Genomic DNA, 17,023 nt, shown 5'->3' on the forward strand with positions numbered 1-17,023 from the left:
CCCTCAACTTCTTCTTATTTATAAGTACTTTTTCATAAGTACCCTTCACGAAGTATGATTATTTCCCGTTTTCTCTTTTGTAAAAGAACTGTAACAAACCTCACAACAAAAAAAGACACCTGAGAGGTCAGGTGTCAAAAAAAGCGAAGCAACGAAGTCGCGACCGTGAAATAAATGATTAAGCCGAGATTGTCGACGACCGTCGTGATGAACGGACCCGACGCGACGGCCGGATCAAGTTTCAATCGATTGATGAGGAGCGGCACGAGTGTCCCGACGATGGTCGCCACGCTGAGCGACGCAAAAATCGACAGACCGACAATCATACCGATTAAGGCACTGTCATAGAGGACGGTGATGACGCCGAAGATGACGACCATACAGGCGAGACCGAGCAATAGCCCCGTCCCGAACTCACGGCGAATCATCTTCAACACGTTCTTCCGATTGATCGTCCCGAGCGCGATCGAGCGGACGGCGACGACGAGCGATTGGGTGGCGGCATTACCGGCCGAACCCATGACGAGCGGCATGAAGACGGCGAGTAAGACGATCGTTTCAAGCGTGTCCTCGAAACCACCGATCGTCGACGCAGTGATCATCCCGAGGAACATGAGGCTGATAATCCATGGCGCCCGTTTCATCGCCGCCTCGACCGGTCCCATGTTGATGTCAGACGAACCTTTCGTCGCCGACAGTTCTTCAAAGTCCTCGGTCGTCTCGCGTTCGATGACGTCCATGACATCGTCGACCGTGATGATTCCGAGTAGATGGTCCTCGCTATCGATGACAGGCAGGGCCAGTAAGTCATACTTTTGAACGGTCCGGGCCAAGTCTTCCTGATCGGCGAGGACGTGGGCCGATACGACGCGCCGCCCCATGATGTCCGCGATTTGCACATCGAGCGGGGAGACAATCAAGTCGCGGAGCGATACAACGCCAACTAGACGATTGTCTGCATCGATGACGTACAAGTAGTAAATAGTCTCGGCTTCCGGTCCGAGCTCGCGCAAGTCTTCAAGCGTCGCGCCGACGGTTTTGTCCGCCTTCAACACGATGAACTCGGTCGTCATGATGGCACCGGCCGTATCGTCCGGATAACGCATCAAGTCTTTGACCTCGGTCGCCTCGGTCTCATCCATCAACGCGAACAGTTCGTTCATGAAGTCGTCTGGGAGTTGGTTCATCAAGTCAGCGGCGTTATCCGAGTACATGTCGTTCAAGACACGCACGGCGAACGGACGGGGCATCTCTTGAATAAACTGTTCCTGTTCATCCAGTTCAAGTTTTTCAAACAAGTCGGTGAACTCTTCCGGGGACAGCGCCTCGTAGACGAATTCACGGGCCGGACGTTCGAGTTCGATGAACAGGTCGGCCTGTTCACCAGGGTGGAGGGTGAGGAACACGTCGCGGAAATCGACCGGGTCCCCTTTTTGAATGAGCGCTGTCACTTGGGCTTCATGACGGGCGCGTTCTGTACGTTCGATTGCCATCGACTCACTTCCTTTTCAAATCATTTGTCTATATTATGTCATGAGTTCGAGCGGTCTCAAACAAAATCAAAAAAATGTTATGAATTTTTTTCACAATCCATACAGGATGTATACGTCACTTTTCGTTGACTTGAGGGGCCGCATCGTTTCTCGAGTGATTGTTCATTCATGTCACGTCATCATCTATGCACTTTTATGTGGAATCCACCACAGTCCAAACGTCGGACTTGCCCACCTCGGAATTGGGTAAGTTGATAATGTAAGGGTAGAAACACACCCGAATCACAAGGAGGAAGCGAGATGATATCGATGACGGATCAACAAACCGCACGGGATACAACGCTAAAACATCCGATCCACGTGTATTCAGAAATTGGTGAACTTAGGACGGTACTATTGAAGCGCCCAGGTCGTGAACTCGAAAATTTGACCCCGGAATACTTGGAGCGACTCTTGTTTGATGACATTCCTCATCTTCCAGTCATTCAAAAAGAGCATGACTACTTTGCGAGCGTGCTCCAAAATCGTGGGGTCGAAGTGCTCTATCTCGAGAATTTGATGGCAGAGACGTTGTCGTTGCCGGGGGTGCGCGCACGTTTCGTCGCCGATATTTTGTCAGAGTCAAAATCGAATATCAACGGCTCATATGAGACGCTGAAAGAATATTTGCTCGCCTATGACAATGAAAAATTGATTGAAACCGTCATGGCCGGGATTCGCAAGTCTGAGATCAAGCCGGAAAAACGGCGGCACTTGCACGAGATGATTGAAGACACATATCCGTTCTATCTCGATCCGATGCCGAACTTATACTTCACTCGTGATCCGGCTGCGGCCATCGGGAACGGGCTATCGATCAACCGGATGAAAGAACCGGCGCGACGTCGCGAATCATTGTTCACGCAATATATTATGCGCTATCATCCGCGATTCGCGAAACACGACATCCCAATTTGGTCAGATCGCGACTACCGTTTCGCGATGGAAGGCGGGGATGAGCTCGTCCTCTCGAAAGAAGTCGTCGCCATCGGGATTTCTGAGCGGACGACGGCCCAAGGAATTGAGCGGGTCGCCCTCAACTTGTTGAAAAACGGCGGCACGTTCAAAAAAGTCATCGCCATCGAGATTCCGAAGTCACGCGCCTTCATGCACCTCGATACGGTCTTCACAATGGTCGACCATGACAAATTTACGATTCACCCGTTCATCCAAGGACCAGAAGGCAAGATGAACATCTTTGAACTGACGTTGAACGCTGAAGGTGAACTTCACATCACCCAACACACAGACCTGTTGAACGTGTTGAAAGCCGCACTCGGTCTCGATGAGATCGTCTTGATCCCATGTGGGGGCGGAGACCCGATTGCCGCGGCCCGCGAGCAATGGAACGACGGGTCGAACACACTCGCGATCGCGCCAGGGGTCGTCGTCACGTACGACCGCAACTACGTCTCGAACGAGTTGCTCCGCTCAGAAGGCGTCGAAGTCATCGAAATCATGTCGAGTGAACTGTCGCGTGGCCGTGGGGGTCCACGCTGTATGAGCTGTCCGATTATCCGCGAAGACATTTAACGAGGAGGAAACGAGCATGTCTACAACGTACAACTTTGATTTGAAAGGCCGTCATTTTCTATCATTGAACGATTTTTCAGGAGACGAGTTGAACTATTTGATCGATTTATCGGCCGCCTTTAAACGTCAAAAGAAACAAGGCGTCCCGCATCGCATCTGTGAAGGGAAAAATGTGGCCCTGTTGTTTGAGAAACCATCGACGCGGACGCGTTGTGCGTTCACCGTGGCGGCCATCGATCTAGGCATGCATCCGGAATACCTCGGGAAATCGGATATCCAGTTCGGCAAAAAAGAATCGGTGCGCGACACGGCGATCGTGCTCGGGCGTATGTTTGACGGTATCCAATTCCGCGGCTTCGCCCATGACACGGTCGAAGGGCTGGCCAAAGACGCCGGCGTCCCGGTGTGGAACGGGTTGACGGATTTGTATCACCCGACACAAATCTTGGCCGACTTCTTGACGGTCAAAGAACAGAAAGGTGAACTGTTTGGCATCCGCTTCGTCTATGTCGGCGATGGACGCAACAATATGGGCAACACGCTCCTCATCGGTGGGGCCAAAGTTGGGATGGATATGCGCATCTGCGCGCCGAAATCGCTTTGGCCGTCGGATGAAGTCGTCGATTTCGCCCGCTCGGTCGCAGCCGAGACAGGGGCGAAGATCACGTTGACCGAAAGCATCGACGAAGCGGTCGCCGACGCCGACGTCATCTACACGGACGTCTGGGTGTCGATGGGCGAAGAGGCCGAGTTCGCCGAACGCATCAAACTGCTCCACCCGTATCAAGTGAACATGGACATGCTCATGAAGACGAATAATCCGGACGTCATGTTCCTTCACTGTCTGCCAGCCTTCCACGATTTGGAGACCGAAGTCGGACGGGCGATCCATGCGGAGTATGGGTTGACCGAGATGGAAGTCACGGATGAAGTGTTCCGGAGCCGCCATTCTTTCGTCTTTGATGAAGCGGAGAACCGGATGCACACGATCAAAGCCGTGATGGCCGCGACGCTCACTGACACGTTTGAATGGCTTGAACGCTGACGGACGGGAGGGGGCTCCCCTCCGGTTCGTACTAAACGAAAGGGATGAGTTCAATGTCTACGAAAATAGCGCATGACTCAAGTGGAACGGCTGGCGTGCAACCAGAGAAAAAAGATCGACGTTTAGGACTCGGGGCGCTGACGGCACTCGTCGTCGGTTCGATGATTGGGGGCGGGGCCTTCAACTTGGCCGCCGATTTGGCACAAGGTGCGAACGCGGGAGCGATTTTGATCGGGTGGGTCATCACCGGGATTGGGATTATCGCCCTCGGTCTCAGTTTTCAAAATTTGACGATGCGTCGTCCTGACCTCGACGGCGGGGTGTACAGTTACGCCCGGGCCGGCTTCGGTCAGTTTGTCGGATTCAACTCGGCGTGGGGCTACTGGCTCTCCGCGTGGCTCGGCAACGTCGCCTACGCGACGCTCCTATTCAGTTCGGTCGGCTACTTCTTCCCAATCTTTGAAGGCGGTCAAAACATCGCATCGATCATCGGCGCCTCGATTATGCTATGGCTCGTGCATTCGTTGATTTTACGAGGCATCCACGAAGCATCGATGATCAATATCATCACGACGATCGCAAAACTCGTACCGATTTTTGCTTTTATCACCATCACCTTATTCTTCTTCAACCTCGACAATTTCACGTTCGATTTTTGGGGGCAAGGCGGTTTCTCGTGGGGTAGTGTGAGAGACCAGGTCGTCTCGACGATGCTCGTCACGCTATGGGTGTTCATCGGTGTCGAAGGGGCGGTCGTCTTGTCCGGACGGGCCCGGAAGCGCTCGGACGTCGGGAAAGCGACGGTCATTGGATTGCTCGGCACACTCATCATCTATCTGCTCATCTCGGTCATGTCGCTCGGTCTCATGAATCCGGAAAACGTGGCAAGCGCCTCGCAACCGGCAATGGCGTACTTGCTCGAGTCGGCGGTCGGACCGTGGGGTGCGATGCTCATCAATGGTGGTCTCGTCATCTCTGTTCTTGGGGCCTGGCTCGGCTGGACGTTGCTTGCTGCAGAAATCCCATTTGTGGCCGGGAAAGACGGTGTGTTCCCGAAATGGTTCACGAAAGAGAATAAAAACAACGCACCGGCCAATGCGCTCTGGCTCACGAACGGGTTGATTCAGCTGTTCCTCTTCACATTCCTGTTCTCGGATGCGGCGTATAACTTCGCTTTCTCGCTCGCCTCGAGCGCGATCTTGATCCCGTACGCCTTCTCGGCCTTCTATCAAGTCAAAGTCGCCAAGAATGGCATCGGCTACAACGCCGGCGAGCGCCGGACGCGTGACCTCATTATCGGTGCCGTCGCCTCGATATACGGCATTTGGCTCATCTATGCGGCTGGAATCGACTATCTTCTCCTGACGACGCTACTATATGCGCCAGGGACGTTGCTCTACATCAAGGCCCAACGTGAGAACGGCATCAAGACGTTGACGAAGACGGAATGGATTGTGGCTAGCATCTTGACGGTGCTTGCGATCTTGGCGGTCGTGCGCATCGTCTCAGGAAATATCTCAGTCTTTTGATCGGGGGAAACCAATATGCGGAATAAACGAGTAGTCATCGCACTAGGCGGAAATGCAATTCAACAAGGAAAAGACGCGACGGCCGAGGCTCAAATTCGAGCCGTTGAGGCGACAGCGGAATCGTTGGCTGCCTTGATTGCCGAAGGGGTCGACGTCATCATCACCCATGGGAACGGTCCTCAAGTCGGAAACTTGATGTTACAACAGGCCGCATCAGACAGTCCGGCGACACCAGCTTTGCCGCTCGACGTCTGTGGTGCGATGACGCAAGGCATGATTGGATATTGGTTTGAAAATGCCCTCGCCAAGGCACTGAGAGCCCGAGGCTTGGAACGTTCGGTCGCGCCGATCGTCACGCGGTCGGTCGTCGACCCGAACGATAGCGCCTTCAGTCACCCGACGAAACCGATCGGTCCGTTTTACGATGAGGCAGAAGCGCAACAGATTGAACGGACGACCGGCTACGTCTTCAAAGAAGATGCCGGTCGCGGCTATCGTCGCGTCGTCCCGAGCCCGTATCCGGTCGCGATTCTCGAGCATACGGTCATCCGTGACCTCGTCGCGCATGAACACATCGTCGTCGCCTCTGGCGGCGGCGGAATTCCCGTCATCGACACAGCCGACGGCTATGTCGGGGTCGAGGCCGTCATCGATAAAGACTTCGCCGCCGCGAAACTCGCTGAACTCGTCGAGGCGGACATGCTCCTCATCTTGACCGCCGTCGACCACGTGTTCGTCGATTTCGGGACTCCGTCGGCGCGGGCGCTCGAGGAGACGACGAAAGAACAGCTCGAGGCGTATATCGCCGAAGGCCAGTTCGCACCGGGCAGCATGTTGCCGAAAGTCCGGGCCGCCCTTCAATTCGCCGAGTCAGGACACGACCGGGTCGCCGTCATCACTTCACTCGAGCAAGCCCTTGCGGCGGTGCGAGGCGATGTCGGGACGCGTGTCCGACTCGCTGCGACGCTCCAACAATAAGCATGAAGCCGCAGACATTATGCGTCTGTGGCTTTTTTTTCATGAATCGGCAGCTCATCGTTTTTTATCCGTCGACATGGGGAAGGATTGTTGTATGTCGATTCAGACATTGCTATCATCAATTTGTGTAAACGTTTGCACTATGTAGAAGGGAAGTGACGAAGAGCGGCAACGCTCGAGCTTATGCGTCTATTTGAAGAGGAGAACGTCTATACGAAGCAAATGAAATCCCAGGCCGATGATCGCGCGATCGTCCAAGGGAGCTGTTATCGCTTTACGGTACTGACGAGCCAACTGATTCGGATGGAATATGCCGAGGATGGGGTGTTTGAAGACCGGCCGACCCAAGTCGTCTGGAACCGCGCATTCGATGTCCCGGAATTCCGCGTGATTGAAGATGAGGCGGAACTTCAGATCATCACGGAGCACGTCCATCTCTACTATACGAAAGGACCGTTCGCGCCGAATACGTTGTATGTCGACGTGAAAGGGAATTTCAGTACTTATTATAGCCGCTACACGTTCAACGGACCGGAGCGGACGTTGAAAGGGACGGCGCGAACGCTCGACCACGTCGATGGGGCGACCGAGCTCGGTGAAGGGATTGCCTCGAAACAAGGGTATGCCGTCATCGATGACTCTGATTCGTTCATCATGACGGAAGATCGTTTCGTCGAACCGAGACGGAAACATATCCATGATTTGTACTACTTTGGCTATGGGCATGAGTATAAGCGCGCACTCCGTGACTTCTATCAACTGACCGGACCGACGCCGCTGTTACCGCGGAAAGCGCTAGGCAACTGGTGGAGCCGCTATTGGCGTTATGATGAGACGGAATATAAAGAACTCATGCGCCGCTTCAAGACAGAGGACATCCCGTTCTCGGTCAGCGTCATCGACATGGATTGGCACGTCACCGACGTCCCGGAAGAGTATGGGAGCGGTTGGACGGGCTACTCTTGGAACAAAAACTTGTTTCCGGACCCGAAAGGCTTCTTGACGTGGCTCAAACAAGAAGCGTTGCTCGTCACGTTGAACCTGCACCCGGCGGACGGCGTGCGTGCGTTTGAAGACCAATACGAGGCGATGGCCGAGGCGATGGGTCTCGACCCGTCCCATGGCGATCGCATCCCGTTCGACTTTTCCGATAAACGCTTCATTCAAGCCTATTTCGAACAGATGCACCACCCCCATGAAGTCGACGGTGTCGATTTTTGGTGGATTGACTGGCAGCAAGGCTCGACGTCGAAAATGGAAGGGCTTGACCCGCTCTGGATGTTGAATCACTATCACGCGACCGACATCGCCCGGGACGGCAATCGCCCGCTCATCTTCTCCCGTTATGCGGGGCCGGGCAGTCATCGCTATCCGGTCGGATTCTCGGGTGACACGTTGATTTCGTGGGCGTCTCTGGCCTTCCAACCGTACTTTACAGCGACGGCGGCCAATATCGGTTACGGCTGGTGGAGCCATGACATCGGCGGCCATTATCGCGGTTCGAAAGACGACGAGCTCGCCGCACGCTGGGTCGCGTTCGGGGTGTTCAGTCCAATCATGCGGCTGCACTCGACGTTGAGTACGTTCAACGGCAAAGAACCGTGGCGCTTCGGTCTCGAGGCGGAGCGGTCGATGAAGACGTTCTTGCGTCTTCGTCATCAGTTAATTCCATACATTTATACGATGAACTGGCGCAATCATGCCGGCGCCTTGCCGCTCGTCTTACCGATGTACTATGAACATCCGGACGAGGACCCGGCATATGAGGTGCCGAATGAGTACTACTTCGGCAGCGAGCTCATCGTCTCTCCAATCGTCGAGCCGATGAACAAACAACTTCATGTCGCAGCGGCGAACGTCTGGTTGCCGAAAGGCGACTGGTTCGACTTCTTTACCGGTCATCGCTATGCGGGCGAAAAATCGATTCGGGCGTTCCGTGGACTCAACGAACAGGCCGTGTTCGCCAAAGCCGGGGCCATCATCCCGATGGCGCGCCATTACTCGGGCCGGAACGATACGGATAATCCAGTCGATTTGGAAGTGCTCGTCTTCCCGGGCGCATCGAACACGTTCACGCTTTATGAAGATAACGGGTCGGACCGTGACTATGAGACGGGTGCTTACGCTGAGACGACGTTCACGCTCGATTGGGAAGAGCGAAGCCTTCACGTCCAAGTGACAGGAGACCGATCAGTGTTGCCGGTGGACCGCAATGTCACGTTACTCCTTCGAGGTGTGACCGGTTCTGGTGAATACAATCGAGAGACCCAGACACTGCGCCTCGAACTCGGTCCGATTGACGAGGAGATGACGGTGTCACTCCCGGTCGAACTGACGACGAACGATCACCGGCTCGATCGCTTGTATCGCTTCTTGGACCGCGCCGAGATTTCCTACGATTTGAAAGACCGCCTGTATCGATCTGCTGCCGCGAAGACACGGCTTGAGGCATGGCTGTTCGACTTGCATGCGCTCGAGCTCGACCGCGACCTGCAAGACGCGATCATGGAATTGATGCTCGACTGAATAACGTGCTGTGACGAAGAGGGGCAGTTCATGCCCTTCTTTTTTTTGTCAGAAAATCGTCGGATTTTGTAAGCGTTTTCAATATGAATCCCGCTATACTTAGAGGAGAAGCAAGATGGATTGGAGGGTTCGACATGAAACCAAAATGGACCGTAGACGACTTGCGACAGCTTGATGTGTTCGCCAAATGTGCCGCGCGCGAGCTCGAGGCGCTGTTGCCTCATGTCTATTGCCGCACGTATCGGAAAGGTCAGCTCTTATTTATGGAAGGCGACCCTCGGGAACGCGTCTACTTTTTAATCAGCGGTTATGTGAAGCTCGAACGCAACAATGAGACGGCGACCCATCAATATACAGACTACTTGAAACCGAAGCAACTGTTTCCGTATCGCGGTTTAATGACGGAACCGTATTATCAACATTCGGCGGAGGCGTTGACCGACATCGAGGTCATTTATATGCCGACGGACCGATTCGAACAACTCGTCTCCCGGAACGCGTCGATGTTGCTCCATATCGTCGGGCAGATGAATCGAATTCTCGACTTGCACGAACGACGTGTCCAGGATATCATCACCCCGAGCGCGACCGACCGTGTGCTCAACACGATTCATTATTTGATTGAAGACCTCGGGGAACCGGAAGCGGCGGGCGTCCGCGTCCGTTGTCCGTTCACGACGGTTGAAATCTCACGTTTGTCCGGGACGTCACGAGAGACCGTGTCGAACATCTTGTCACGCTTGCGGAAAGAAGATGTGCTCCAATTCGACGCACGTGAATTGATGATTGGCCATCCGGAATATTTTGAACAGTCGACCGTATGACGCCACGTGATGCACGCGGCGTCTTTTGCATGTCTGACTAAGCGAAGCGTTCGCCATGGTCGGATGCATCAGTTATAATTAGTGAGAATCCTCACAAAGAAAAGTTTTGGATAGTATAGAAAGGATGAACGCAGTGAAACGACTGCAAGCTCTCGCTTTAGCTGAAAAACGCCACATTGTCGGGCTCGTCATCGCCGCAGTGATGATCGGGTTATCGATTTTGGCGCAGGCGTATTTAATCGTCGACATTGTCGATCAAGTCTTTTTAAAGAATGCATCGTTTGAAAGCATCGTTCCGACGCTCGGCTGGCTCATCCTTGCGCTCGTCACCCGTGCCTTGTTCGGGTACATGTCAGGACGAATCGGTGCGAGTCTATCGGAGAAGGCGAAACGGTCGCTCCGATTGCAATTGCTCGACCGCTATACGTCGAACCCGATCGAGACTTCTTTGTCCGGCCAATCGGGAAAGAAAGTCAGCGTCTACATGGACGCGGTCGATGAGGTCGACGCCTACTTCAGTCAATATTGGCCGCAAGTCATTCAAACGTCGATCATTCCGCTGCTCATTCTCGTCGTCGTCTTCAGCCAACATTGGATCTCGGGCGTCATCATGATGGTGACGGCTCCGTTCATCCCGATTTTTTTCATCATCATCGGGATTGCGACACAGAAGAAGTCGGAAGAACAGATGGAGAAGATGAATCAGTTCTCCGGGAAGTTTCTGGACGTGCTGCAAGGACTGACGACGTTGAAACTATACGGTCGGACCGAACGCGAGGCAGAAGCCATCGAGAAGAGCAGTCTCGACTTCCGTGACGCGACGATGGTCGTCTTGAAGACGGCGTTCCTGTCGGGTCTCATGCTCGAGTTCATCTCGATGCTCAGCACAGGGGTTGTGGCACTCGAAGTGGCGCTACAAATGGTCGTTTGGCAGAACTTGACGTTCTTCTCCGGCTTTTTGATTCTCGTCTTGGCCCCGGAATATTATTTGGCCATCAAAGACCTCGGCGGTGCGTTCCATACCGGACGCGGCAGCATGGGGGCCGCCGATCGTATTTTCGAGGCGCTCGACGCACCGGATGAACGCTTGAAATGGGGCGACCGGACGTTGACGAGCCGGACACCCGAACTCGAGCTCGAAGCCGTGTCGTTCGCTTACGAAGGTGGACGCTTCACGCTTCAGCCTGTAAGCGGCGTGATTCCTGCCAGGGCCCACGTGGCACTCGTCGGGGCGAGCGGGTCCGGGAAGACGACCGTCTTGAACGTGTTGTCCGGCCTCGTCAAACCGGACAGTGGGCGTGTCCTCGTCGACGGCGAACCGCTCGAGACGTATACCGATTCGTCATGGTATGACACGATCGGTTATATCTCACAAAATCCGTATTTGTTCGCCGGCGCCGTTGCTGATAATATCGCCCTCGGGGAAGCGGCGGATGAAGCGAGCATCCTCGAAGCGGTGAACGCGGCCGGACTGACTGATGTCATCGCCCAATTGCCGAACGGACTCGATACCGAGCTCGGTGAAGGGGGTTACGGCTTGTCTGGAGGCGAACGGCAACGGCTCGCCTTGGCACGTGCCTTCTTGAAACGTCCCGGCATCATCTTGTTCGATGAGCCGACGACGGGCCTTGATTTAGTGACCGAGCAAATCGTCCGCCGCTCAATCGATGAGTTGTCGCGTGATGCGACGCTCGTCACGGTCGCGCATCGATTGCATACGATCAAGCAGGCGGATGCGATTTGGTTCATGGAAGATGGTAAGCTCCTCGCCCAAGGCACGCATGATGAACTGCTGAGTGTCCCGCAGTATGCCGACTTGTTCACGTTGCAGAAAGGAGTGAGAGGATGAATTCCCTTTGGACGATCACAAAATGGATGATGCGAGAGAAGAAAGATATCGTCCTCTCGATCTTCTTTGGCTACGTGGCCGGTATCGCGGCCGTCGCCTTGTTCGCGGCGAGCGGCTATCTCGTCTCACGGGCCGGTCTCGTACCGCCGCTTTACGCGCTGATGGTGCCTGTCGTCTTGATTAAATTGTTCGGTGTGATTCGGGCGAGTGCGCGTTATCAAGAGCGCCTCGCCTCACACCGGGCGACGTTCACAATTTTGAGCGAGCTACGGGTCCGGTTTTATCGTCAACTCGAGCCGCTCGTTCCGAGCATCTTTGCCAAGTATCGCAGCGGGGACTTGCTCGCTCGCGTCGTCGGTGACGTCGAGAGCTTGCAGAACTACTTTTTACGGGTGTTCTACCCGCCAATCATCTTGGTGCTCGTTTTCTTGAGCACGATTTTCTTCGTCACGTACTTCTCGGTCTGGGTCAGCATCTGGATTTTGTTCGGCGTCTTCGTGACGGGCTTTTTGATTCCGGCATTTTTCGCCCGTGTCCGTGCCAAACATGACCGAGAACTCCGTACCTTGCGAGGAGACCTGTCGAGTGGGATGACGGAGATGATGTACGGCTACCGGGACCTCTTGTTGCACCATCGGCTCGGTCAAACGCGCAACGAACTGCTTGAGCAGAGCGACCGCTACGCCGCTGCCCAGAAACGAGACGTGACGAACCAATTCTTCAACTCCTCACTCGTCGTGGCAGCGTCCTTGCTCGTCTCTTGGGGTGTTCTGGCCATCGGGGCCTATCTCGTCGTCGATGGGGAATTGAATGGCCTCTTCTTGGCCATGCTCATCATGATGTCGCTCACCGCGTTTGAGAACGCGACGCCGATGGCGGTCTTCCCAGGTCACTTTGCCGACAGCAAGCAAGCGGCCGACCGTTTGCTTGAAGTGGTCGAGCCAAGTGAAGCGATTGTCGCGGCAGAATCGTCCCGTACCGACATGGTGCTTGAGTCAGCGCCGGACGTATCGTTCGAGCGCGTCAGCTATCGCTATCCGGACACATTCCGGGACGTATTGAGCGACGTCGACGTGACGTTGCGAAGCGGCTCGAAGACCGTCATCGTCGGACCGAGTGGTTCCGGAAAATCGACGTTGCTGCAACTATTGCTCGCCTTTGTCAGACCCGATTCTGGTGAGATCCGATTGAATGGACAGCGGTTGGACGATGTGAGCCAAGCATCGGTCTGGCGTGAAGCCAGCGTCGTCCTTCAAGAGAATCACTTCTTCTTCGGGACGGTGCGGGAGAACTTGGCGCTCGCCGGAGATTTCGAAGACGCTGAGATGGAAGCGGCGCTCGCGAGTGTCCGCCTCGGCTTCGCACTCGACGAGCCCGTCCTTGAAAAAGGAGCGAACTTATCGGGCGGGGAACGGCAACGTCTCGCCATCGCTCGCGCAATGCTGAAGAACGGGGTGCTTTGGATTCTTGATGAAGCGACGTCGGCGCTCGATGCGCGGACCGAGGCGGACGTGTTCGCCGAGATTTCTCGCCTCGCTGAGTCATCGACGCTCGTCATGGTCAGTCATCGATTGACCGGGCTCGAGCGTTTCGATCACATTATCGTCATGGAAGGTGGTCGCGTCGTCGAGACGGGATCGTATGATGAACTGATGCGGTCCCAGGGCGTGTTCTACGGATTGAAACAAATCGAACAAGATATCTTTGCATGAAAAAAACGAGCGGCTCCGTCGGAGAGCCGCTCGTTTTTTGGATGGCAAATTTGGGTGCAACAAATGGGGGTTGTCGCATTGCTTTCAAAAAGAGTGTCGTGGAGGGGAATCCACGTGACGTAATGGTTTGGGGAACGGTTACGTCAAGCTTTTGGGAGCTACATCTTGAGTATAGGTGATAACGATTCTCATTGTCAATTAGAAAATGATACAAAAAAACCACAACCGGTTCGGGTTGCGGTCGTTCGTCAGCTTGATGGCACGCCCTTGCGGAACGTGAAGCGAAGCAAGCTGAACAAGTAACGCGTATAGAAGAGCGCGAACGCATAAAATACGGCGATGGCGGCTGCGCCGAGTTCGACACCTGGAATGTTCATCAAGAACTCGAGGATGAGAATCGACAGCAAGAAGATGTAGAGGCCAGCGTCGAGATAGAGCGGCATCAACTTGCCGCGCTGATGCCAGAACGTCCGGACGAGCGGGGCAACGATCATCCCAATGATGCGTTCCGCGAACCCGATGCTGAGCACGGAGATCATGAATGCGGCGACGGTCTCGAACGATACGAGTTCCGAGAAGGCGAACATGGAGATGAGCAGGAGCGGGCCGATAAATATCATCATCGAGAGGGACGTGCGTAAAAAGATAAACAAGTTCCGTTTCAACGTGTCGACTCCCCCGAAGAGTGACTGCCGGAACGTCTTGCCACGTTGATAGTCGAGGATAAACGACCCCACGAACATCAAACCGAATAGTGATAACAATACTGTCATGAAATGTGTTTCCCCTTTTTCTGTCCAAATCTATGATCACTGTAAGGATAGTCGAATCAAAGTCTAGCCTAGTGTACCGATTCACTAGTTGAAAGTAAAGCGGGAAAACTGTGGAAAACCGCAATCTTTTGCGAACGTTTCGCCGATTATGACGCCAAGATGAAGCGATTTCGACCGGATTCCTTAGCGTGGTATAACGCTTCGTCGGCATGCTTCAACACACTGTCGACTTCGATGTCGTTCGAATGGCATGCGCCGAGCGAGACGGTGATATGTAACGTCCCGGCGCTCGTCTCGAATGGGAACGTCGAGACCTTTTCTCGTATAGATTCGGCGAGGCGGGTCACTTCATCTCGATTGGCGTTCGGCATGATGATTAAAAATTCTTCTCCGCCGAAGCGGCCGACGAGATGACGTTCTTCACTCTCGGCGACGAGCAGCATGCCGAGCTCACGCAACACGTCGTCACCGACGTCATGTCCGTACGTGTCGTTCACACGTTTGAAATGGTCGATGTCGACGAGAATCAAGGCGTACTCTTTCGCTTCGACGTTCAAGTTGGCCATCGCCTCGTTCAACAAGCGTCGGTTGGCGATGCCGGTCAATGCGTCCGTCCGGGCGAGCTGTTGCTGGTGCTGGACGTTCTCAAAGTGACGGCGCAATTCGTGGAGCAATCGGTAGGCGGCACAAGCGCCCGCGTATGCCATCACGATATATGATGAATTATAAAATTAAGTGCAACACCCAAAAGTGAACACAAAAAAAGCCCACAGCGACGTCCTCGTGTAGAATGAAGTCACCACAACACACATTCAGACGGAGGAATCGCTATGAGCTACACCCATCTTACCACAACGGAACGCGTGAAAATAGAGACGTATCTGGAGCTCGGGATGTCCATCCGGTCCATCGCGAGACGGATCGGGCGACAGCCATCGACCGTCTCGCGGGAGATCAGACGGAACCCCGGCTACGAATCGGGACGTGCCCAGAAACGCTACGAGAAGGCGAAGACCAACTGTGGCGCCAAGACGAAACTCGACGACACGATGCGCCGGACGATCGTCGAGAAGCTGCGTGCGACCTGGTCCCCGGAACAGATCGTGGGACGGCTCTTCAACGGAAAGCTCGCCTTCTCCACCATCTACCGTTGGATCTATGCGGGACGGATCGACGTGCCCCTGACCGTGCTCCGCCAGAAAGGGAAACGTCAAAAGCCGACCGAGACGCGCGGACGCATCAACGTCGGACTCTCCATCTCGCAACGACCGCCAGAGGTCAGGGGGCGCCGGACGTTCGGGCACTGGGAGCTCGACACCGTCGTCTCCGGACGAGGGAAGTCGAAGGCGTGCGTCGCGACGTTCATCGAGCGGAAGAGCCGGTTCTATCTCGCCCTGCCGATCGCGGACCGCACCGCGGCCTCGATGGAGGGGGCGATCCATGCGGTGCACGTCGCCTTCCCGGACGGCACGTTCGAGACGGCGACGACGGACCGGGGCAAGGAGTTCAGCGGTCACGAGCGCATCCAGGCGTCACTCGGTGTGCCGATGTATTTCGCCGACCCGTACGCATCGTGGCAACGGGGAAGCAACGAGAACGCCAACGGGCTCCTGCGCGAGTTCTTCCCGAAAGGAACGGACTTCGCGCAGGTGGCGCATGACGAACTCGCGGACGCGCTCACCAAGATCAACGGGCGGCCGAGAAAATGCCTGAACTGGAAAACCGCACACGAGGCCTTCACCGAGGAAGTGTTGCGCTTAATTTGACAAACCGTCATATACAAATAGGATTGGATAAAATAGCTCAAGTGGCAAAGCGTAATAAAGAGCCGATCCAAAGACGACAACACCGATTGTTGTAAAAATGAGTAGTGTATTTCGCGTGTTGTCTAGTTTCAAGCGTAATATACTGGTCGGGACGACAAGGCTAATCATTGTCAGGACAGCCAAATAAAAACCGACATATTCACCATCCGTAATCATGAAGAATCGGCCAATCAAAAAGATGATTCCGGCAACGGCTCCACTGACCCAACCTCCGAATAGAACGGCGAGTGAGATCGGGATGGCACGTAAATCAATCAGGACACCTTCCAAATGGAGGGCATTCGCCAATAAAATCAAGGCGACAAATCCACTTTGGACACCAAGGAGAATTCGACTTTTGACTGCGGACTTCGGCGTCAGTCTAGGCCGATTGCGAAAAGGTAGGAAGGAAATCGTAAACAGCGTAAACAAGATGCATAAATCGATGAAAAACGAGTTAATGATTGTAAGCATGACCGCATCCCCTAACGTGAAATGGAAATAATTAGTTTTAGTTTAGCACATTCAAACCAGATTGACGCCAGAGGGATGGGAGGAATGTGTTCACCATTCGCGCCATTCTTCTGTCACGTCTTCTGTCGTCTCATAACCGGCTAGTGCGACCCCGGCTTGGATGAAGTCGTACAACTCCTCGCGCTCTATCGTCTCGATGAAATGGTCGTGCTCCTCATCGAGTTCGTTCAAGCGCAGCACGACATCTCGGACAGCCGCTAAGATGCTTACTTCCGTTTCGCCTGCATGTGTCAGGGCGGTCACGTACCGTCGGAGTGCGGCATCAACGGCAAAGATAATTTCGACGGTATATATGTCATCGCCCTCGTTCATTCGGTCTTCCCACAACAGTGTCGGGCGATTGGCCCATAATTGTTCAACTTCCATACGAGATACCTCCTTTG

At 54.4% G+C, this 17,023-nt stretch carries 14 protein-coding genes; 9 read left to right on the plus strand and 5 right to left on the minus strand.

Going from position 1 to position 17,023, the window contains the following annotated elements; all coding sequences use genetic code 11:
* Positions 1-134: 134 nt before the first annotated feature.
* Positions 135-1,493, minus strand: a complete 1,359-nt coding sequence (mgtE, locus tag NMQ00_RS01560; protein ID WP_255177634.1) for a magnesium transporter — start codon at positions 1,491-1,493, stop codon at positions 135-137.
* 309 nt (positions 1,494-1,802) lie between these two features.
* On the opposite strand from mgtE, the gene arcA reads away from it, so the two are divergent.
* From arcA to cydC, 8 genes are all read left to right on the plus strand, one after another.
* The gene (gene arcA / locus NMQ00_RS01565) at positions 1,803-3,065 is read left to right on the plus strand and encodes an arginine deiminase (RefSeq protein WP_255178655.1); all 1,263 of its coding nucleotides are present in this window, start codon (positions 1,803-1,805) and stop codon (positions 3,063-3,065) included.
* 16 nt (positions 3,066-3,081) lie between these two features.
* Positions 3,082-4,110 (plus strand): ornithine carbamoyltransferase, encoded by a 1,029-nt coding sequence (gene argF, locus NMQ00_RS01570; protein ID WP_255177635.1) that lies wholly within the window; start codon positions 3,082-3,084, stop codon positions 4,108-4,110.
* 53 nt (positions 4,111-4,163) lie between these two features.
* Positions 4,164-5,639: an arginine-ornithine antiporter gene (gene arcD, locus NMQ00_RS01575; RefSeq protein WP_255177636.1), complete on the plus strand. Its 1,476-nt coding sequence runs from the start codon at positions 4,164-4,166 to the stop codon at positions 5,637-5,639.
* Positions 5,640-5,654: 15 nt separating this feature from the next.
* Entirely contained in the window at positions 5,655-6,617 is a 963-nt protein-coding gene (arcC, locus tag NMQ00_RS01580) for a carbamate kinase (RefSeq protein ID WP_255177637.1), read from the plus strand.
* A 183-nt stretch (positions 6,618-6,800) separates the two neighbouring features.
* Positions 6,801-9,143, plus strand: a complete 2,343-nt coding sequence (locus NMQ00_RS01585; RefSeq protein ID WP_255177638.1) for a glycoside hydrolase family 31 protein — start codon at positions 6,801-6,803, stop codon at positions 9,141-9,143.
* Between the two features lie 134 nt (positions 9,144-9,277).
* On the plus strand, positions 9,278-9,967 hold the full coding sequence (locus NMQ00_RS01590) for a Crp/Fnr family transcriptional regulator (protein WP_255177639.1): 690 nt from the start codon (positions 9,278-9,280) through the stop codon (positions 9,965-9,967).
* Between the two features lie 124 nt (positions 9,968-10,091).
* Positions 10,092-11,816, plus strand: coding sequence for a thiol reductant ABC exporter subunit CydD (cydD, locus tag NMQ00_RS01595; protein WP_255177640.1), 1,725 nt, complete (start codon positions 10,092-10,094; stop codon positions 11,814-11,816).
* Positions 11,813-13,528 (plus strand): thiol reductant ABC exporter subunit CydC, encoded by a 1,716-nt coding sequence (gene cydC / locus NMQ00_RS01600; RefSeq protein ID WP_255177641.1) that lies wholly within the window; start codon positions 11,813-11,815, stop codon positions 13,526-13,528. Before cydD ends, cydC begins: the two co-directional genes overlap by 4 nt.
* 248 nt (positions 13,529-13,776) lie before the next feature.
* Here cydC and NMQ00_RS01605 read toward each other — a convergent pair whose 3' ends face one another.
* Complete coding sequence (locus NMQ00_RS01605; protein WP_255177642.1) at positions 13,777-14,301, minus strand: hypothetical protein; 525 nt, start codon at positions 14,299-14,301, stop codon at positions 13,777-13,779.
* Between the two features lie 146 nt (positions 14,302-14,447).
* Positions 14,448-15,008: a GGDEF domain-containing protein gene (locus tag NMQ00_RS01610; protein ID WP_255177643.1), complete on the minus strand. Its 561-nt coding sequence runs from the start codon at positions 15,006-15,008 to the stop codon at positions 14,448-14,450.
* A 123-nt stretch (positions 15,009-15,131) separates the two neighbouring features.
* Here NMQ00_RS01610 and NMQ00_RS01615 point away from each other — a divergent pair, with 123 nt between their 5' ends.
* A complete protein-coding gene (locus tag NMQ00_RS01615; RefSeq protein WP_255177644.1) occupies positions 15,132-16,067 on the plus strand; it encodes an IS30 family transposase in 936 nt (311 codons plus the stop codon).
* Here the strand turns inward: NMQ00_RS01615 and NMQ00_RS01620 are convergent.
* On the minus strand, positions 16,059-16,580 hold the full coding sequence (locus tag NMQ00_RS01620; RefSeq protein WP_255177645.1) for a LytS/YhcK type 5TM receptor domain-containing protein: 522 nt from the start codon (positions 16,578-16,580) through the stop codon (positions 16,059-16,061). The two genes, NMQ00_RS01615 and NMQ00_RS01620, sit on opposite strands and share 9 nt — an antisense overlap.
* Positions 16,581-16,670: 90 nt before the next feature.
* On the minus strand, positions 16,671-17,006 hold the full coding sequence (locus tag NMQ00_RS01625; RefSeq protein WP_255177646.1) for a hypothetical protein: 336 nt from the start codon (positions 17,004-17,006) through the stop codon (positions 16,671-16,673).
* Between the last annotated feature and the right edge of the window lie 17 nt (positions 17,007-17,023).

Source organism: Exiguobacterium aurantiacum (genome assembly GCF_024362205.1).
Taxonomy (GTDB): Bacteria; Bacillota; Bacilli; order Exiguobacteriales; family Exiguobacteriaceae; genus Exiguobacterium; species Exiguobacterium aurantiacum_B.